Raw genomic sequence first — 19,571 nt, 5'->3', positions numbered from 1 at the left:
CGCTCCTTCGCGTCGTTCCGCCGTACGACGCTATGGCCGGGGCGAGGGCGGCCACAAGTTTCGATAGATCATTGGAAAACTTTCGCATCCTGATGGTCGGAACGGCCGCTCCGACGGCAGCTGCGAACGCGGCGTCAGGCGGCGGGAGCAGCCGTCGAGTGCCGCACCACGAGCGACGTCGAGAGCTCCAGCCGCGCATTGTCGATCTCCCCGGAGCGCAGGCGCAGCGCCATCCTGGTGGCCTCCTCCGCCATCTCCTGCAGCGGTTGCCGCACGGTGGTCAGCGGCGGCCTGGCCCACAGCGCAGGCCGCACGTCGTCGAAGCCGACGACGGACAGGTCGCCCGGCACGTCGAGCCCGAGCGAGGCCGCCGCGTCGTAGACGCCGAGGGCCTGCAGGTCGTTGCCTGCGACGATCGCGGTCGGGCGATCCGGCAGGCTGAGCAGCCTCCTGCCCTCCCGCTCGCCGACCAGCTGCTCGAAGACGCCGCCCGCCGAGAACTCCTCCACGATCGGGATGCCGGCCTCGGCGAGCGCAGACTGATATCCGGCCACCCGGGCGCGGGAGCACATCAGGTCGGCGGGGCCGGAGATCACCCCGATCTTCGTGTGGCCGAGCGCGATCAGGTGGCGCGTCGCCGCGACCCCGCCCGCCCAGTTGGTCGCTCCGACCGCCGGGACGTCCGCGGGCGGGTCACCGGCAGGGTCGACGACGACGAACGGGATGTTCCTCGTGCGCAGCTGCCTGCGGTGCTCGACAGTCAGGTCGGAGAACTGCAGGATCACCGCGACCGGCTTGCGCTGCAGCACCCCGGTGATCCACTCCTCGTGCGGGCGGTGGTGGTCGCCGAGGGCGGACAGCGCCAGGACGAACCCGGATTCGCGGGTGATCCGTTCGACGCCGCGGATGATCTCCACCGACCACTCGCTCTGCAGGTTGTCGACGACCAGCTCGACCAGCCCGCCGCGCTCGGGGTCGAGACCGCGCCGGGCGTACCCGGAATCGCGCAGCAGTTCTTCGACGCGCTGCCGGGTGGCCGTGGAGACGCCCGGGCGCCCGTTGAGGACCTTGGATGCGGTCGACAACGACACGGACGCCTGCTGCGCTATCGCCTCCAGGGTGGGCCTGGTTCGATCGGACATGCTCACACTGTGCCACAATGTGGCCCATCCCTTTCGCCCGATCCGGCGAAAACTTCCCAGGAGGATCCCCTCAGCGATGGCTTTCACCGACTTGTCCCCCGCCGAACTGCTCGCTTTCCGCCCCGAGGTGGACGAGCCGGACGACTTCGACGCGTTCTGGACGGAGACGCTCGCCGAAGCGCGCTCCGCCGGCGCAGAGGTCACGCTCACCCCGGCGGACACCCCGATCACGCAACTGATCGTCGACGACCTGACCTTCCCCGGCTTCAACGGGGAGCCGGTGCGCGCGTGGGTCTCCCGGCCGAGGGATGCGGAGGGTCCGCTGCCCGCCGTCGTGCAGTTCCAGGGCTACGGAGGAGGGCGGGGACTCCCCGGAGAGAACGTGCTCTGGGCGCTCGCCGGGTACGTGCACGTCTTCGTCGACACGCGCGGGCAGGGCAGCAACTGGGGCACGGGAGGAGACACCCCTGACCCGCACGGCTCAGGACCCGCGACCCCCGGATACATGACCCGCGGCATCCACGACCCGCGCGAGTACTACTACCGCCGCGTCTTCACCGACGCGGTGCGGGCGGTGGATGCGACGCGGGCCTTCCCGTTCGTCGACGCGGACAGGATCGCCGTGACGGGCGGGAGCCAGGGCGGCGGCATCGCCATCGCAGCGGCGGCGCTGGCCGACGGCGTGCGCGCCCTGCTGCCGGACGTGGCGTTCCTCAGCGCCTTCCGCCGCGGAGCAGAGGTCGCGATCGGCGGCCCGTACCTAGAGCTGGCCACCTACCTGTCCGTGCACCGCGACCAGGTGGATGCGGTCTTCCGCACCCTCTCGTACTTCGACGGCGTGAACTTCGCCCGCCGCATCCAGGTGCCGTCGCTGTTCTCGGTGGCGCTGATGGACCGCGTCGTGCCCCCGTCCACCACGATGGCCGCGTTCAACCACCTCGCGGCGGAGGACACGACGATCGAGGTCTACCCGTTCAACGACCACGAGGGCGGCTCCGCCGTGCAGTGGCAGAAGCAGGCGAGGTGGCTGGCCGAGCGGTTCTAGATCCCGAGCGGTCCTAGACCGCGTCCACCATCTCCTCTGCCCGCTCGGACAGCAGCACTCCGACCGTGCGCCGGTCGGCGGCGGTCACCTCGTGCACGTCGCCGGTCAGCGTCACGATGGCCCGCCCGGTCGCCGTTCCGGCGATGTGGCGCACGTCGGCCTGCTTCTCGTTGACGATCGCACCGCCGGTGACCTCGTCTCCGCGAAGGCCGGTGGATGCCGCTGCGTGCGTCGCCGCCCACACTTCCACGTCGCCGGGCTCGACGACCCTGACCATCCTGCGGTCGCTGAATGCGAGCCTGGTCGCCGGCACGTCGAAGGTCACCCGCACGGATTCGCCGGCCTCCAGGTCGACCCTGGTGTATCCGAGCAGCTGAGCGACCGGCCGCGTGACCGTTGCCGTGACGTCGTGGCCGTAGAGCTGCACCGTGTCCGTGCCGCGCACGGAACCGGTGTTGGTCACGGTCAGGGTCGCGGCGAACGCCCCGTCGGTGGATGCGTCTGCGTCGACCTCGAAATCGGAATACGCGAACGCGGTGTACGTCAGGCCGAAGCCGAACGGGAGCACCGGAGTGGAGTCGGTGGCCGTCACATCGGACGGGCCGCCCAGGATCGGGTGCAGGTAGGAGTACGGCTGCGCGCCGGCCGAGCGCGGCATCGAGACGGGGAGACGGCCCGAGGGGTTCACCCGTCCGGTCAGGATGTCGGCGATGGCCGGGCCGCCGCCCTCGCCGGGGAAGAAGGCCTGGAGCACGGCGCTCGGGGCTGCGTCTCCGTTCAGCGCCCAGTCGATGGCGTACGGGCGGCCGGTGAGCAGCACCATGACCACCGGCGTGCCCGTGGCGATCACCGCGTCGACCAGGCGCCGCTGGGCGCCGGGCAGCTCGAGCGATTCGGAGTCGTTGCCCTCGCCGACCGTTCCGCGGCCGAACAGGCCGGCCTGGTCGCCGACGACGACCACCGCGAGATCGGCGCCGGTCGCCGCATCCACTGCCGCAGCGAAGCCGGACTCGTCGTCGCCCTCCACGGCGCAGCCTTCGGCGTGCACGAACTCGGGAAGGGGCAGCCCCGCATCCGCGAAAGCGGTGGGCAGCGCTTCGAGCACCGTCGGGATCTCGAACCCGAGCGGGAGGCCAGGGTGTCCGGCCAGCACGTGGTTGGCGAACGAGTAGCAGCCCTGCAGCGCCTCCGCGCGGTCGGCGTTCGGGCCGATCACGGCGACCGTCGAGACGGGCGTCGTGCGTGAGCCGAGCGGCAGGACGCCGTCGTTCGACAGCAGCACGACCGACTCCTCCGCCAGGCGCCTGGCCAGCTCGCGGTGCCGCGGAGAGTCGAGGTCGACCTCGGCGGGCGGCTCGTCCTCGAACGCGTCGGCGTCGAGCAGGCCGAGCTCCTCCTTCTGGGCGAGCGCGCGGAGCACGGCGCGGTCGACGTACGCCTCGTCGAACTCCCCCGACCGGATGCGGTCGGCCAGCGGCTGCAGGTACGCGTCGCCGGTCGGCAGCTCGATGTCGATGCCGGCCTCGAGCGCCAGGGCTGCCGCCTCACCGCGGTCGGCGGCCACGGCGTGCATGACCTCCAGGAACGCCACGGCAAAGTAGTCGGCGACCACCACGCCGTCGAAGCCCAGCTTCTCGCGCAGCGTGCCGGTGAGCAGGCCGGGGTCCGCGGCGACGGGGACACCGTCGATCTCGGTGTACGAGTTCATCACCGAGCGGGCGCCGCCATCCAGGATGGCCATCTCGAACGGGGGCAGGAACACGTCGGCGATCTCCCGCGGACCGGCGTGCACGGGCGCGTGGTTGCGCCCCGCTCGCGACGACGAGTATCCGAGGAAGTGCTTGAGCGTGGCGTGCACGCCCGACTCCTGCAGACCCCGCACGTACGCGGTCCCAACGGTGCCGACGAGGTACGGGTCCTCGGCGATGCATTCGTCCACCCGGCCCCAGCGGGGGTCGCGGATCACATCGAGCACCGGGGCGAGGCCCTGGTGGATGCCGAGCTGCTTCATCGAGTCGCCGATCGCGGCGCCGACCTCCTCCACGAGCTCCGGGTCGAACGACGCACCCCACGCGAGCGGCGTCGGGAAGGTCGCCGCCTTCCACGTCGCCAGCCCGGTCAGGCACTCCTCGTGCACCAGTGCCGGGATGCCCAGCCTGGTCTCACGCTTCAGCCTCCGTTGCTCGTTCCACAGCCAGGCTGCGCGCTCGGCGGGCTCGACAGGACGCGTGCCGTACACCCGCGTGTAGTGCCCGATGCCGTGCCGGGTGACATCGGCCAGGCTGCCTTTCGCATCCTGCGTAGCGGCCATCTCGCCCTGCATCGGGGCCACGAGGCCGTTCTGATCGAGCCAGTACCCGACGATCTGCGCGAGCTTCTCTTCGAGGGTCATCCGGGCGTGGAGCGCGCGAACACGCTCCGACACGTCTGGCATGGCCGCGGGAAGAACGGTCGCGGACTCAGTGCTTTTCTTCACAGGAACCAATCACAAGAGAGAGCTGAATGCAGTGGGACGAGAAACGGACGGCGGCCGCGGTCAGCCCTTGACCGCGCCGGTCAGGCCGCCGACGATCCGCTTCTGGAAGATCGTGAAGAAGATCAGAGCGGGGATCATCGAGAGCGACGTGAACGCCAGGACCTTCGCCGTGTCGACGGAGTACTGCGACGCGAACGCCTGGACTCCGAGCGGCAGGGTGAACGTCGACGGGTCGTTCAGGATGAACAGCGGCAGCAGATAGCTGTTCCAGCTCGCGATGAACGCCAGGATGCCCGTGGTCACGACACCCGGGATCGACAGCGGCATCACCATCCGGAAGAAGAACCCGAGACGGCTGGTGCCGTCGAGCGCCGCGGCCTCCTCCAGTTCGACGGGGATGGCCCGGATGAACGGCACCAGGATGATCACCGTCGTCGGCAGGGAGAACGCGATCTGCGGCAGGATGACGCCCGCCAGGCTGTTGGTGAGCCCGAGATCCTTGACCAGGATGTAGAGCGGGGTGATCGCGACCGTCAGCGGGAACATGAGTCCGGCCGCGAACAGCGAGTAGATCGCCCCGCGGCCGCGGAACGTGTAGCGGGCGAGCACGTAGCTGACCATCAGCCCGAGGGCGACGACGCCGACCGTGGTCAGGATGCCGACGATGGCCGAGTTGCCGACCTCCAGCCAGAACGTCGAGCTGGTGAGCACGTCGGCGTAGTTGACCATCACCCACGGGTTGGGAAGACCGGCAGGCGACGTGGTGATCTGCGAGTTGGTGCGGAAGCCGCCGATGATCGTGTAGAGGATCGGGGCGAGGCACACGGCGATGAAGACCAGCGCGATGAAGTAGGTGACGGGGCTGCCCCACTTCTCACCGTTCTTGGAGAGACGCTGCCTGCGGCCTCGCTGTTCCCTCACCGGCTGAACCGTTCCGGCTGTCGTTGCTGACATTACTTCTTACCCTCCGTAATGGCGCCGACCATGTCGCGACGAAGCACGAAACGCTGGTAGACCAGGGCGATCACGAGCGAGATGAGGAACATCACGACCGCGACGGCGTTGCCGAAGCCGTAGTTGCCTGAGCCGCGGCCGTTCACGACCATGTACGTCGCCATGGTCGACGTCCCTGCGGTCGCAGCGACGTACTGACCCCAGATGATGTAGACGAGGTCGAACAGCTGCAGGGATCCGATGATCGACAGGAACGCCCAGATCCGGATGGTCGGGCCGAGCAGCGGAAGCGTGATGCGCCGCTGGATCTGCCAGTAGCTCGCCCCGTCGATGGCTGCCGCCTCGAACAGTTCCTCCGGGATGCTCTGCATTCCGGCGAGGAAGAGGATCACGGCGAAGCCGATGTACTTCCAGGAGATGATGAACATCAGCGACCAGATCGCGATGCTCGGGTCGGACAGCCAGTCCTGCTTGAACGCACCGAGGCCGATGCTCTGCAGCAGGTCGTTGACCGCGCCTGCGCTCTGCAGCATCAGGCTGAAGCCGGTTCCGACGATGACCTCGGAGATCACGTACGGCACGAAGATCAGCACGCGGATGATGGTGCGGCCGCGGATCTTCTGGTTGAGGAGCAGGGCGAGCACGATCGCCACCGGCCCCTGCATGACCAGGGAGAGCACCAGGATGATCCCGTTGTGCGTCAAGGCGTCCTGGAACGTCTTGTCCTGGAAGATGATCAGGTAGTTGTTGAGCCCCACGAAGTCGGTCGGGGCTCCGTAGCCCTTCCACTTGAAGAAGCCGTAGTACGCGGCGAGCACCACCGGGAAGATGACGAACGCCAGGAACATGATGATCGCCGGACCGGCCAGCAGGGTGATCTCTGCTCGCTGACGCCAACCACCGCCTCTGCGGCGTCGCGGGGGACGCGACCGCACAGGGGGTGACGCCACGACGGCGTCACCCCCGTTTGTGCGAACGCTCGGAGCTTGTTGCTCGTCGATGACCGACTTTGCACCGAGGGACTCACTCATGATCGAGAACTATCCCTTTGCTCCGGCGTCGTTGACGGCCTTGACGATCGCCTCCGGGCTGCCCTTGCCTGCGAGCATGTCGACGACACCGGCGTTCAGAGCGTTACCGACGCTCTGTCCGTAGAGGGTGTCGAGCCAGACGGACACGTACGGTGCCTTGTTGTACGCCTCGAGGATCTTCTTCAGCGCGGGGTCGGTGACGACGTCCTGGGCGTCCTTGCTCGCCGGGAGGGTCTGGAACGCGGTCGCGTAGCCCTCCTGGTACTTCTTCTGCATGAAGAAGTTGAGGAACTCCGGGCACTCCTTCGGAGCCTTCGTGGCACAGGTGAAGCCGTCGACGCCACCCATCATCGCGTCTGCCTTGCCCTTACCGCCGTCGATCGCGGGGAACGGGAACCAGCTGAGGTCGGCCAGCGGCTTCTGGTCGGGGGTGAGCGATGCGATCACTCCCGGGTCCCAGGCGCCCATCAGTTCCATCGACGCCTTGTGGTTGGCGACGAGACCGGCGGAGCTGCCTGCGCCCTGCTGTGCCGTGGTGGTCAGGAAGCCGTCGTTGAACGGCTTCGTCGCGGCGAAGGACTGGAGGTCCTCACCGGCCTTGAGCCAGCAGTTGTCGTCGAAGCTGCGCGACTTGGCCGCCTTGTTCATCGTGTCCTGCGAGCACTCGCGGAGGGCGAAGAAGTAGTACCAGTGCGCTGCGGGCCATGCGTCCTTGCCACCGAGGGCGATCGGCTGAACGCCGGTCTTCTTGACGGCCTCGACCGTCGCCTCGAGTTCCGGGATGGTGGTCGGGGTAGTGGTGACGCCGGCCGCCTTGTAGAGGTCCTGGCTGTAGTAGATGCCGCCGGGGAGCACGGCGGTCGGCATGCCGTAGATCTTGCCGTCGACGGCGAACGAGTTCAGGACGCCCTCGCTGACCGCCGACTTGGTCGCGGAGTCGATCTTGTCGCTGATGTCCATCGCCTGGCCTGCTGCGACGACGTCGGCGAGCTTTCCGCCACCGCGTGCCATGAAGATGTCGGGACCGTCGCCGGAGTTCAGCGCGGTCTGCAGCTTGCCGTCCATGTCTTCGTTCTGGATGGACTGGATCTTGATCGTGACGTTGGGGTTGGCCTTCTCGAAGTCCGCGACCGTCTGCTGCCAGTAGGCCTTGCCCGGTCCGGTGGTGGAGTTGTGCCAGAAGGTCATCGTGACCTTGCCGTCAGCAGAGTTGCCGCCGTCGCCAGTACACGCCGTTGCGAGAAGGGCTGTGCTCGCGACGAGTGCGAGCAAGCCCGCCGCTCGAATTTTCCTCTTCATTGTGGAAACTCCTTGGTTGTCCTCATTGACGCACATTCGTCCGCCCGCCGAGAGCTTCGCATCCCATCCTGTGATTTGTCAAACGATGTCGATAACGTTTTCGACAACGTTATCGAAATGTCGCTGCAAACCTGGAAAAGCGCTGGGCGCACGGTACTGTGTCCACTATGTCCACGGAACTCGACCCCGCCGCCTTCGGCAGGGTGACGATCAACGACGTCGCCCGTGCGGCAGGAGTCTCGGTGTCCACCGTCTCCAAGGTGGTCAACGAACGCTACGGCGTCGCGGCCACCACCTCCCAGCGCGTGATGGAGGTGGTGAACGAGCTCGGCTACGAGACCTCGCTCGTCGCGAGCAGCCTGCGCAGGCGCAGCACCAACGTCATCGGCATCCTCGTCGCCGAGTTCGAGCCGTTCTCCGTCGAGCTGCTGAAGGGAATCTCGGTCGCCGCCACCGGCACGGGATACGAACTGCTCGCGTACACCGGGCTCGTCTCCGGCGTGAGCAGCGTCGGGTGGGAGCGCAAGTCGCTGTCCCGCCTGGCAGGCACGCTCATCGACGGGGCGATCATCGTCACGCCCACCACGCTCATCCCGAGTTCCTCCATCCCGGTCGTGGCGATCGACCCGCACACGGGGCAGGGCGGCCCTGCGACGATCGACTCGGACAACGTGGGAGGCGCGCTCGTCGCCGTCCGCCACCTGATCGGGCTGGGGCACACCAGGATCGCGCACATCCGCGGCCGACGGGATCTGGCCTCCGCCCAGCTCCGCGAGGACGGCTACCGTCAGGCACTCCAGGAGGCGGGCATCCCGTTCGACCAGGACCTGGTGCTGTACGGCGAGTACTCCGCGGCACAGTCCGCCGTCGTGGCGCGCGAGCTGCTGGACCGGCCGGACCGGCCGACGGCGGTCTTCGCCGCCAACGACACCTCGGCGATCGGCGTGCTCTCCGTCGCCAGGGAGCTGGGCCTCCGGGTGCCGGAGGATCTCTCGATCGTCGGCTTCGACGACATCCCGGATGCGGCGAACTCCACCCCGCCGCTGACCACCGTCGCGCAGCCGCTGCACGAACTCGGCGAGCGCGCGCTGCAGATGCTGCTCGCCCTGTTGGACGGACAGCCCGTCGCGACCGGCGTGCACCTCCCTGCCGAGCTGGTCGTCCGCGCGAGCACGGGTCCCGCCCCGACCGTCTGAGAAATTCGCATTTCCCATCGGCCGCTCTCGCTGATATGTTCTTAGAAACAACAATTCCCCTCCGAGAGTGAATCAGTGTCGATCTATTCCGCAGCCGAGCCGTCGACCACGGCGCCGGCCCACCGCATCCACGAGGCCGTCGTCACGGTCCTGGATGCGCGAGGAGAGCCGCTGGCCGGCGCCGAGGTCACGGTCGAGCAGACCAGGCACACGTTCGGCTTCGGCAACATCGGCTTCGACTTCATCGGCCTGGCGAACGGGGAGGGGAACGAGGCGGACGAACGTCTCGCCGAGCTGTACACCGGCGTGTTCAACACCGCGACGCTCCCGTTCTACTGGGGCCGCTTCGAGCCACGCCGCGGAGAGCCGGACACCGCCAGGCTGCAGCGCACCGCCCGCTGGTTCCGCGACCGCGGCGTCGCGCTCAAGGGCCACCCGCTGGTCTGGCACACCGTGCAGCCGGACTGGCTGCTCGGCCTGCCGCTCGACGAGGTCGAGCGCCTGCAGCGCGAGCGCATCCGCCGCGAGGTGCACGACTTCGACGGCCTGATCGACACCTGGGACGCCATCAACGAGGTCGTCATCATGCCGGTGTTCGACAACGGCGACAACGCGATCACCCCACTCGCCCGCGCCAAGGGACGCATCGCCATGATCCGGATGGCGTTCGAGGAGGCCCGCGCCGCCAACCCGAACGTGAAGCTGCTGCTCAACGACTTCGACCTGTCGACCGCATACGAATGCCTGATCGAGGGCGTGCTGGAGGCCGGCATCCCGATCGACGCCATCGGCCTGCAGACCCACATGCACCAGGGCTACTGGGGCGAGGACGCCGTGCTCGCGACGGTCGATCGGTTCGCCCGCTACGGCCTTCCCCTGCACCTGACGGAGACGTCGCTGGTGTCCGGGCACCTGATGCCGGCCGACATCGTCGACCTGAACGACTACCAGATCCCCGAGTGGCCGTCGACGCCGGAGGGCGAAGAGCGGCAGGCCGACGAACTGGTGCGGCACTACCGGTCGCTGGTCGCGCATCCCTCCGTGGAGGCGATCACGTACTGGGGTCTCACCGACGCCGATGCGTGGCTCGGCGCGCCGATCGGCCTGGTCCGCGCGGACGGAACGCCCAAGCCGTCGTACGAGGCGCTGCGCAGGCTCATCGCCGACGAGTGGTGGCTGAGCCCCACCACCACCATCGCCGACGAGAACGGACGCGTCGCCGTCTCCGGCTTCAGCGGCGACTACCTGGTGCGTGTCGGCGACACGGCCACCCCGATCACCATCGACCGAACCACCGATCGCATTCAGATCTCCATCCCATCGAACAACTGAAGGAAATTGCTATGACTGCCACACCCACCCGCGAGGACAAGTTCTCGTTCGGACTCTGGACCATCGGATACAACGGCACCGACCCGTTCGGCGGCCCCACCCGTCCGCAGCTCGACGTCGTCGAGGCCGTCACCAAGCTCAACGAGCTCGGTGCGTACGGTCTGACCTTCCACGACGACGACCTGTTCGCCTTCGGCTCCACCGACGCCGAGCGCCAGAAGCAGATCGACCGCCTCAAGGGCGCCCTCGCCGACACCGGCGTGATCGTCCCGATGGTGACCACCAACCTGTTCAGCGCTCCGGTCTTCAAGGACGGCGGCTTCACCTCCAACGACCGCGCCGTCCGCCGCTTCGCGCTGCGCAAGGTGCTCCGCAACCTCGACCTGGCCGCCGAGCTCGGCGCCAAGACCTTCGTCATGTGGGGTGGCCGCGAGGGTGCGGAGTACGACTCGGCCAAGGACATCCGCGCCGCGCTGGAGCGCTACCGCGAGGCCGTCAACCTGCTCGGCCAGTACGTCACCGACAAGGGATACGACATCCGCTTCGCCATCGAGCCGAAGCCGAACGAGCCCCGCGGCGACATCCTCCTCCCGACGGTCGGCCACGCGATGGCGTTCATCGAGACGCTGGAGCGCCCCGAGCTGGTCGGCGTGAACCCGGAGGTCGGACACGAGCAGATGGCCGGCCTGAACTTCGCGGCAGGCATCGCCCAGGCGCTCTACCAGGGCAAGCTGTTCCACATCGACCTCAACGGTCAGCGCGGCATCAAGTACGACCAGGACCTGGTCTTCGGTCACGGCGACCTGCAGAACGCGTTCGCGCTGGTCGACCTGCTCGAGAACGGCGGCCCGAACGGCGGCCCGTCCTACGACGGCCCCCGCCACTTCGACTACAAGCCGTCGCGCACCGAGGACATCACCGGCGTCTGGGACTCCGCAGCGGCGAACATGCGCACCTACCTGCTCCTCAAGGAGCGCGCGCAGGCCTTCCGCGCCGACCCCGAGGTGCAGGAGGCGCTCGAGGCGTCGCGCGTCACCCAGCTCGCGCAGACCACGCTGGCCGACGGCGAGAGCTACGACGACCTGCTGGCCGACCGCGCCTCGTACGAGGACTTCGACGCCGACGCGTACTTCGGCGGCAAGGGCTTCGGCTTCGTGCGGCTGCAGCAGCTGGCGCTCGAGCACCTGCTCGGCGCTCGCTGAACCCGCTGAATTGCGACTGAATCACACCTGAAACACCTCGAGGGGCGCCCGCGATCCGGGCGCCCCTCTCCCCCATTCATCGGAAAGGACAGAGCGGATGACGCTGGTCGCCGGAGTCGACTCATCGACGCAGAGCTGCAAGGTGGTCGTGCGCGACCTCGAAACGGGAGCCGTCGTGCGGTACGGGCGCGCCGCGCATCCCGATGGCACCGAGGTCGACCCCGCCGCCTGGTGGGCCGCCCTGCAGCAGGCCATCGAGGAGGCCGGCGGACTCGACGACGTGGCCGCTGTGTCCATCGCCGGGCAGCAGCACGGCATGGTGACACTGGATGCGCAGGGCCGGGTCGTCCGCGACGCCCTGCTCTGGAACGACACCCGCTCCGCCCAGGCCGCCCGCGACCTCATCGACGAGGTCGGAGCCGCCGAATACGCCGCCCGCGTCGGCGTCGTCCCCGTCGCCTCCTTCACGGCGACCAAGCTGCGCTGGCTGCGCGACGCGGAGCCGGCGAACGCCGAACGCGTGGCAGCGGTCGCGCTCCCCCACGACTGGCTCACCTGGCGCCTGCTCGGCTACGGCCCGGCGGGCGAGAGCGAGCTGGGCGCCGACCTCGACGCGCTGACGACCGATCGCTCGGACGCGAGCGGCACCGCATACTGGGGCGCAGCATCCGGGGCGTACGACCTCGACCTGTTCTCGCGCGCCTTCGGCCGCGCGGCCCGGGAGGCAGGCACGGCCGGCGACGGCATCGTGCTCCCGCGGGTGCTCGGGCCGGCGGAGTCGGCCGGACGCACCCCCTCCGGCGTGCTGGTGGGACCCGGCGCAGGCGACAACGCGGGCGCCGCGCTCGGGCTCGGTGCCGCCGACGGCGACGTGGTCGTCTCGATCGGCACCAGCGGCACGGTGTTCGCGGTGACCGATGCCCCCGTGTCCGACGAGAGCGGAACGGTCGCAGGCTTCGCCGACGCCAGCGGTCTCAGCCTCCCGCTGATCGCGACGCTCAACGCCGCCCGCGTGCTCAGCTCCATCTCCGGCCTGCTCTCCGTCGACTTCGACGAGCTGGCCGACCTCGCGCTGTCCGCGGAGGCCGGCGCGGAAGGCGTCGTCCTCGTGCCGTACTTCGAGGGAGAGCGCACCCCGAACCTGCCGGACGCCACGGCGAGCATCCACGGGCTCACCATCGCCAGCACCCGCCCGTCCACGTTCGCCCGCGCCGCCATCGAAGGGATGCTCTGCGGGCTCGCGGACGGCCTCGACGCCGTGCGCGCGGTCGGTGTGCGGGAGAAGCGCGTGCTCCTGATCGGCGGGGCCGCGCAGAACCGTGCGGTCGCCGCCATCGCTGCGCAGGTGTTCGACGCTCCCGTCGTGGTGCCGGCGCCTGGCGAGTACGTGGCGAACGGCGCGGCGGTGCAGGCCGCGTGGGCGCTGACCGGCGAGCGGCCGGAGTGGACGGTGGATGCTGCACCGGCGCTCGCGGTCGACACCCGCCCGGTGATCCGCGAGCAGTACGCACGCGCGACCGCGGGGGTCTGAGCGCCGGGTGGTCCGGGCGCGGTGGCGAATGCGCGACCGCGCTCAGGCCGCGGCGTGCTGTGCGGCCATCCGCACCGGGGCGTTGCCCGCGCCGTAGCCGTCGTATCCGCCGACCCGCTGGACCAGCTCGATGAAGACGCTGCCGAGCGTCGGCGTGTAGAAGTGCACGAACTCGCCGTCCGCGTCGCGGTCGTAGAGCAGGTCGAGCGAGCGCAGTTCGGCGATCCTCTCTGCGCCGAGGTCGAAGCGTGCGGCGAGGTCCTCGTAGTAGTTGGCGGGAACGGGCAGGAACCGCAGGCCCCGCTCCCGCGCACGCGTGGCCAGGCCGACCACGTCCGAGCAGGAGATGGCGACGTGCTGGGCGAAGGGCCGCGCATCCGGGGTCGCGTCGCGCTCGGACAGCGACGGAGCGACGTTGAGCGCGAACCGCACGCCCCCGTCGCGCGAGCGGACCACCTGGCTGCGGACCAGCCCGACGGGGCCGGCCACCTCGGTCGTGGCCGACGGCCGCAGCGCCAGCAGGCTTCCGTAGAACAGCACGGCCTCGTCGAAGTCGGCGGCAGGCTGGGCGAGGTTGACGTGGTCGATTCCGCGGATGGCCGCGTCTCCGGCACCGAAACCTCCACTGAACTCGGCCACCCAGTCCGGAGTCGCCGACCCGGGCGTCGGTGTCGACCAGAAGATCTCGGTGCCGTCCGGGGCGACGACGGCGGGGAGGTCCTGATCCTGGGCGCTCGTGCGGCGGAACGCGCGAGGCACGCTCAGCGCCGAGGCCCGCGACGCTGCCGCCGCCGGGTCCGCCACGTCGAGACCCACCGCGGCGATGGACGGCTCACGGCCACGCGCCTGCTGTTCGTTGAGGACCACCCGCGCGTCGCCCTGCGACCAGAGGCGCACGTCCTTCGTCCTGTGCTGCCCGGCGAACGCGAAGCCCAACTGGTCCAGCAGGACGGCGACGGCGTCGGTGTTCTCGGCCTTGATCTCCACGAAGTCGAAACCGCGCGGCTCCGGCACGGCGGTGACGGTGGCGAGGTCGGTCGCGCCGCCGGGCGCGCTCGCCAGCAGCCGCGCCGTCGCGTCTTCGAGCACGCGCAGCGACCGGTGCGCGTGCCTGGCCGTGCGCCAGGCGTCGGTCTGGCGGAAGGTGTCGTTGAACACTTCGAGCGACAGCGGACCGCGGTATCCGCCACGCACGACGTTGGCGAGGAACGCGGGCAGGTCGAAGCCGCCTTCACCGGGGAACAGGCGGTGGTGACGGCTCCAGGAGAGCACATCCAGCGACAGCAGCGGGGCGTCGGCCAGCTGCACGAAGAACACCTTCTCACCAGGGATGCTCTCGATCCCGGCCGGATCGTGCCCGCGCGACAGGATGTGGAAGCTGTCCAGGCAGACGCCGAGCGCCTCGTGTCCTGCCAGCTCCACGATCCGCCAGGAGCGGCGGTAGTCGTCCACGAAGCGGCCCCACGCGAGGGCCTCGTACGCGATGCGCATCCCACGCGCCGCCGCCCTGTCCGCCAGCCGCGCCAGCTGGGAGGCGGAGACGGCGTCGTCGTCGACGGTCGCCGTGGCCACGTTGCTGCACACGAGCACCGTGTCGATGCCGAGCCGCTCCATCAGCTCGAACTTGGCCTCCGCGCGGTGGAGCACGGCGCGGAAGACATCGTCGCTGACCCCCTCCGCATCCCGGAACGGCTGGTACAGCGACAGCTCGAGTCCGAGTCTGTCGCTCAGCGCGCGCAGCTCCTCCGGCGACTGCTGGGCCACCACGAGGTCCGGTTCGAAGATCTCGACCGCGTCGAAACCGGCGTCGGCCGCCGCGTGCAGCTTGTCGACGATGGTGCCGGAGAGGCAGACCGTGGCGATGGAGGTGCGCATCAGCGGCCCAGCGCCACGAGGTCGAGGAACTGGGCGTGCATCCTGGCCCTGTCCGGCTCACGGCCGGTGATGAGGCGGAACGCGTCCGCCGCCTGTCCGACGGCCATGTGCCCGCCGTCGAGCACGCGGCACCCCGCTGCGCGTGCGGCGGCGACGAGTTCGGTGACCACGGGCCGGTAGACGATGTCCGCCACCCAGAGACCGGGATGCAGGAGCGTCGCGTCCACCGGGATGCCCGGATGCGAGTGCATGCCGACGAAGCTCGCGTTGACGAGACCGTCCGCGTCGGCGAGGAGCGCCTCGAGGTCGGCGGGGGCCGCGGAGGAGACCCGTGCCGCCGGGAAGGCGGCGGCGGTGTCCGCGGCGAGCCTGGCAGCGGAGGCGGGGACGACGTCCACGATCGCGAGACGCGCGACCCCGGCGCCGAGCAGCGCGTGGGCGACCGCCCCGCCTGCACCTCCCGCGCCGATCAGCACGACCGAGCCGAGGTCTGCTCCCGGCAGGCCGTCGGCGAGCGCCGACTCGAACCCGGTGACGTCCGTGTTGTGGCCGACCAGCTTCCCGTCGACGATGAGCACCGTGTTCGCTGCGCCCACCGCTGCGGCCACCGGATCGACCTCATCCAGGGCGGAGAGCACCTCGCGCTTGCACGGGTGGGTGACGTTGAAGGCGGAGAAGCCGAGCGCCCTTCCCTCCGCGATGATCGCTCCGACCTCATCGGCGCGCCTGCCCAGGACGGCCAGGTCGAGCGGGCGGTAGAGGTAGCGGATCCCGTGTGCGTCCCCCTCCGCTTCGTGCATGGGCGGGGTGAGCGACGGGAGTACGCCGTCGCCGATCAATCCCACGAGATACGACTCGCCTACCACGCTCATTGCGCCTCCTCGCTGCAGAAATTGGATGTTGGGATTCAGTTGACACCGACCCCGTCAGCTTCCTAACGTACCGTATGATTCATGCAGCATTTAAGTTGCGTGAAGCACCCACTCTGACGTACGCGAGGACGATTCAATGACGACAACCGCCCCTCCCCCCGGCACCTCCCCCAGCAAGACCCCGCGGCGCGCGGCCGTGGCCAGCTTCCTCGGCTCCGCGGTCGAGTACTACGACTTCTTCATCTTCGGAACGGCGGCGGCCCTGATTTTCCCGCACGTCTTCTTCCCGGACGCCGACACGAACGCGCAGGTGATGTCGTTCGCGACGTTCGGGTTCGCGTACATCGCGCGCCCCGTCGGCGCCATCTTCCTCGGCCACTTCGGCGACAGGATCGGGCGCCAGAAGGTGCTCGTCTTCACCCTCGTCCTGATGGGAATGTCGACGTTCATCATCGGCTGCCTGCCGACCTTCTCGGCCATCGGCTGGTTCGCCCCGGTGCTCCTGGTGCTCTGCCGGCTGATGCAGGGCCTCTCCGCCGCCGGCGAGCAGGCGGGCGCCAGCTCGATGACGCTCGAGCACGCACCGGAGAACCGCAGGGCGTTCTTCACCTCCTGGACGCTCACCGGCACCCAGGGCGGCCAGATCCTGGCAGCGCTCGCGTTCATCCCGATCCTGGCCGCGCCGGACGAGTTCACGTATTCGATCGGCTGGCGCATCCCGTTCTGGCTGTCGGCGCTCGTGGTCGTGATCGCGTTCGTGGTGCGCCGCTCGCTGCCGGAGTCCCCGGAGTTCGAGAGCGCGAAGAGCAAGGGCGAACTGGCCAAGCTGCCGGTGGCCGACCTGCTGCGCGACCACTGGCGGGATGTGCTCCGCGTCGTGCTCTGCGCGACCATCGCCGCCGTGTCGACCGTGTTCGGCAGCCTGGCCATCGCATACGGGATCAGCGTCGGCGTCGACAAGGAACTCACGCTCTGGCTCGTCGTCGCGGCCAACGCGGTCGCCATCGCGACCCAGCCGCTGTTCGGGATGCTCGCCGACCGCATCGGCCGCAAGCCCGTGTTCGTCTACGGAGCGCTGGCGAGCGCCGTGCTCATGCCGTTCTATCTCGTTTCGATGTCGCAACCGAACATGCTCATCGTCTTCGCGCTCTCCGTGGCGACGTTCTCCTGCGGGTACGCGGCGTCGAACGCGGTCTGGCCGGCGTTCTACAACGAGATGTTTTCGCGGCGCGTCCGGTTCTCCGGCGTCGCGATCGGCACCCAGCTCGGCTTCCTGGCAGCCGGGTTCACCCCGAGCATCGTCACCGCACTCGGCGGCACCGGCGAGAACGGCTGGGTGGTCATCTCGCTCTTCACGGCGGGCATCGCCGTGCTGGCCTCCGTCGCGGCGCTCACGGCGCGCGAGACGGCGCACGTGCCGACCGACCGGCTGGGGCTGGATGGCGCATCCCGTGCCGTCGAAGTGCCGGAGCCGGTCGCGGTGCGCTGACCCAGCAGACCGAAACAGAAGCGGCACGAAGCAGAAGCGGCACGAACGAGAAAGGTGCGGCCGGGACTCCCGACCGCACCTTCTCCGTTTCGTTCTCGCGTGCCTACGCGGTGACCGCCTCGCGACGCCCGCCCGGCCCGACGTACTGCGAGCTGCCGTAGCCGACGATGAAGTAGCCGATGATCGCGAACAGCCAGAGCAGGAAGATGCTGAAGGCGGCCCCCTTGCCGAACGCGCGGCCGACGCCGAGCGCGACGATGATCGCGACGATGATGTTGACGATCGGGATGAAGTACAGGATCACCAGCGCACCGTGGAATCCACCGATCTTCACCAGCAGGTAGGTGTTGTAGATCGGGATGAGCGCGCCCCAGCCCGGCTTGCCCGCCTTGGTGAAGACGGGCCACAGGGCGATGACGACAAGGATGTATCCGATGAGGCCGCCGATGATGGACGGCACCGGGTTGTATGCGGTGGTCTCGGTGGCGATCAGGCCGTCGGCGGCCAGGGCGATGGGGAACATGGGTGTCCTCTCTCTGAACGGAAATGACAGTATCCATTCAGCGTTTCAACAGGGGGACGCCAGGTGAACCGGGCGTGTCGCACGGACGGCGACCGCGTATCGTCGCGGCGGCGGACGGCTGTCGCTCGGCCCCGCGGTTCGGGAGCCGTCCGGCGCCGCCGCGACGAGTCTGTAAGGGCGCGCGTCAGCGGCGCGACACCAGGATGCGCGGCCCGGCGACCCACGACGCCAGACACAGGATGCCTGTGAAGGCGAACACCCCGACGAACGGCCACGCGCCGCCCAGCCCGGACAGCGCGGCGAACACGATCGCGGTCGCGGCGAGCGAGATGGCGGAGCCGATCGCGTCCGCGATGGAGAGCGCAGAGCTGTTGAAGCCCTGGTTCTCCGTGGTGGAGTACTCGAGCGTCAGCACGCCGAGGCGCGGGTAGAGGATCCCCATGCCGGCACCGGCGAACGCCCAGCCGACCACCACGACCACCGGAGACAGGTGCAGCAGAGCGGTCAGCAGCAGTGAGGCGATCGCGACGCTCAGCCCGATCGAGCCGAGGCGCGCCGCCAGCCGGTTGCCGATGGCGGGGAACCGGCCCTGCACCCACGACGCCGCCGCCCAGCTCACCCCGGCCGCCGTCAGCGCGAGGCCGGACAGGGCCGCGGTGAGCCCGAACTCGGTCACCAGCAGCAGAGGCACGTAGACCTCGGCCGCGAAGAACGTCGCGGCGACGAGGGCACGCACGAGGATCACGCTCGGCAGCCCCCGGGCGGCGCGCAAGGCGCGCGGCGGCAGCAGCGGCCGGATGGCGACGATCGCGACAGCGACCGCGAAGACGGGTGCGATCCACTGCACGGGTCCGCGGGCCTCCGCGGTCAGGTTGAGCGCGAGCACCGCGACGGCGACCAGCACCGCCCAACCGATGCGTCGCAGGTCGAGCGGCGGGCGCTCCTCCCCCTCGTCCGGCCGGTGTACACCGCGCATGGCGGGCACGACCATCAGCATGGCGAGGACAGCGAGCCCGACGACACCGAGGAACACCCAGCGCCAGCCGACCGACTCCGCGAGCGCTCCCGCGATCAGCGGACCGACGAGCGACGGGATCACCCAGGCCGCCGCGAACCCGGCGAAGATCTTGGCGTGCAGGTTCGGCGGGTACACCCGCGCGACGATCACGTACAGGGCCACCGTCAGGGCGCCGCCGCCGAACCCGTGGATGAGCCGGCCAGCGACGAAGACGCCCATGTTCTGGGCGGTGCCCACCACGAGCAGCCCTGCCACGAACATCCCGACCGAGGCGAACAGCGCGTTGCGGGGACTTCCCCTGTCGCACCACGCCCCGGCGAGCACCATGCCGACGACGCTCACGGCGAGCGGTCCGGCGAAGGCGAACGCGTAGAGGCTCGCGCCGTCGAGTTCGCGGCTCACAGTCGGCATGATCGTGGTGACCGCGAGCGCCTCGAACGCCGCGAGCATGATGAGCGCGCACATCCCGATGCTGACCCAGCGATAGCGGGCGCTCAGGACACCGCCGGGTGGCGGGAGGTCGGCGACCGCGGCTCCCTGCTGCAGGGGCGTGCTGGTGCGTTCGCGGTCGTCAGTGGTCATGGTG

15 protein-coding genes are annotated in these 19,571 nt (G+C 69.4%); 6 read left to right on the top strand and 9 right to left on the bottom strand.

What is annotated here, in order from left to right; genetic code table 11:
• Positions 1 to 134: 134 nt before the first annotated feature.
• Positions 135 to 1,142, bottom strand: a complete 1,008-nt coding sequence (locus AC1ROC_RS16420; RefSeq protein WP_493001460.1) for a LacI family DNA-binding transcriptional regulator — start codon at positions 1,140 to 1,142, stop codon at positions 135 to 137.
• 76 nt (positions 1,143 to 1,218) lie between these two features.
• On the opposite strand from AC1ROC_RS16420, the gene AC1ROC_RS16415 reads away from it, so the two are divergent.
• Positions 1,219 to 2,187, top strand: a complete 969-nt coding sequence (locus tag AC1ROC_RS16415; RefSeq protein WP_493001458.1) for an acetylxylan esterase — start codon at positions 1,219 to 1,221, stop codon at positions 2,185 to 2,187.
• A gap of 13 nt (positions 2,188 to 2,200) precedes the next feature.
• Here AC1ROC_RS16415 and AC1ROC_RS16410 read toward each other — a convergent pair whose 3' ends face one another.
• The 4 genes from AC1ROC_RS16410 to AC1ROC_RS16395 form a co-directional block, all read right to left on the bottom strand.
• The gene (locus tag AC1ROC_RS16410; RefSeq protein WP_493001518.1) at positions 2,201 to 4,621 is read right to left on the bottom strand and encodes a beta-xylosidase/alpha-l-arabinosidase; all 2,421 of its coding nucleotides are present in this window, start codon (positions 4,619 to 4,621) and stop codon (positions 2,201 to 2,203) included.
• Positions 4,622 to 4,723: 102 nt separating this feature from the next.
• The gene (locus tag AC1ROC_RS16405; RefSeq protein ID WP_168688700.1) at positions 4,724 to 5,617 is read right to left on the bottom strand and encodes a carbohydrate ABC transporter permease; all 894 of its coding nucleotides are present in this window, start codon (positions 5,615 to 5,617) and stop codon (positions 4,724 to 4,726) included.
• A complete protein-coding gene (locus AC1ROC_RS16400) occupies positions 5,617 to 6,648 on the bottom strand; it encodes a carbohydrate ABC transporter permease (RefSeq protein ID WP_168688699.1) in 1,032 nt (343 codons plus the stop codon). The genes AC1ROC_RS16405 and AC1ROC_RS16400 overlap by 1 nt, the downstream gene beginning before the upstream one ends.
• A gap of 9 nt (positions 6,649 to 6,657) precedes the next feature.
• The gene (locus tag AC1ROC_RS16395) at positions 6,658 to 7,947 is read right to left on the bottom strand and encodes an ABC transporter substrate-binding protein (RefSeq protein ID WP_493001455.1); all 1,290 of its coding nucleotides are present in this window, start codon (positions 7,945 to 7,947) and stop codon (positions 6,658 to 6,660) included.
• Positions 7,948 to 8,114: 167 nt separating this feature from the next.
• Here AC1ROC_RS16395 and AC1ROC_RS16390 point away from each other — a divergent pair, with 167 nt between their 5' ends.
• The 4 genes from AC1ROC_RS16390 to xylB all read left to right on the top strand — a co-directional run bounded on the left by AC1ROC_RS16390 (position 8,115) and on the right by xylB (position 13,208).
• The gene (locus AC1ROC_RS16390; RefSeq protein ID WP_085371003.1) at positions 8,115 to 9,143 is read left to right on the top strand and encodes a LacI family DNA-binding transcriptional regulator; all 1,029 of its coding nucleotides are present in this window, start codon (positions 8,115 to 8,117) and stop codon (positions 9,141 to 9,143) included.
• Between the two features lie 75 nt (positions 9,144 to 9,218).
• The gene (locus AC1ROC_RS16385; RefSeq protein ID WP_493001453.1) at positions 9,219 to 10,475 is read left to right on the top strand and encodes an endo-1,4-beta-xylanase; all 1,257 of its coding nucleotides are present in this window, start codon (positions 9,219 to 9,221) and stop codon (positions 10,473 to 10,475) included.
• 11 nt (positions 10,476 to 10,486) lie between these two features.
• Entirely contained in the window at positions 10,487 to 11,677 is a 1,191-nt protein-coding gene (gene xylA / locus AC1ROC_RS16380; protein ID WP_085371001.1) for a xylose isomerase, read from the top strand.
• Between the two features lie 97 nt (positions 11,678 to 11,774).
• Positions 11,775 to 13,208, top strand: coding sequence for a xylulokinase (xylB, locus tag AC1ROC_RS16375; RefSeq protein ID WP_493001450.1), 1,434 nt, complete (start codon positions 11,775 to 11,777; stop codon positions 13,206 to 13,208).
• A gap of 42 nt (positions 13,209 to 13,250) precedes the next feature.
• Here xylB and AC1ROC_RS16370 read toward each other — a convergent pair whose 3' ends face one another.
• Both AC1ROC_RS16370 and AC1ROC_RS16365 read right to left on the bottom strand, forming a co-directional pair.
• Positions 13,251 to 15,083 (bottom strand): bifunctional sugar phosphate isomerase/epimerase/4-hydroxyphenylpyruvate dioxygenase family protein, encoded by a 1,833-nt coding sequence (locus tag AC1ROC_RS16370; RefSeq protein ID WP_493001448.1) that lies wholly within the window; start codon positions 15,081 to 15,083, stop codon positions 13,251 to 13,253.
• On the bottom strand, positions 15,083 to 15,955 hold the full coding sequence (locus AC1ROC_RS16365; RefSeq protein WP_493001446.1) for a shikimate dehydrogenase: 873 nt from the start codon (positions 15,953 to 15,955) through the stop codon (positions 15,083 to 15,085). Before AC1ROC_RS16365 ends, AC1ROC_RS16370 begins: the two co-directional genes overlap by 1 nt.
• A 136-nt stretch (positions 15,956 to 16,091) precedes the next feature.
• Here AC1ROC_RS16365 and AC1ROC_RS16360 point away from each other — a divergent pair, with 136 nt between their 5' ends.
• A complete protein-coding gene (locus AC1ROC_RS16360; protein WP_493001444.1) occupies positions 16,092 to 17,444 on the top strand; it encodes an MFS transporter in 1,353 nt (450 codons plus the stop codon).
• Positions 17,445 to 17,547: 103 nt separating this feature from the next.
• On the opposite strand, the gene AC1ROC_RS16355 is transcribed toward AC1ROC_RS16360, so the two are convergent.
• Together AC1ROC_RS16355 and AC1ROC_RS16350 are read right to left on the bottom strand one after the other, a co-directional pair.
• Entirely contained in the window at positions 17,548 to 17,967 is a 420-nt protein-coding gene (locus tag AC1ROC_RS16355; RefSeq protein WP_256922111.1) for a DUF5684 domain-containing protein, read from the bottom strand.
• A gap of 184 nt (positions 17,968 to 18,151) precedes the next feature.
• Positions 18,152 to 19,567: an MFS transporter gene (locus tag AC1ROC_RS16350; protein ID WP_085370996.1), complete on the bottom strand. Its 1,416-nt coding sequence runs from the start codon at positions 19,565 to 19,567 to the stop codon at positions 18,152 to 18,154.
• Between the last annotated feature and the right edge of the window lie 4 nt (positions 19,568 to 19,571).

Source organism: Leifsonia sp. GW821-FHT13C05 (assembly GCF_058806515.1).
This window is presented reverse-complemented; position numbering and strand designations above follow the sequence as displayed.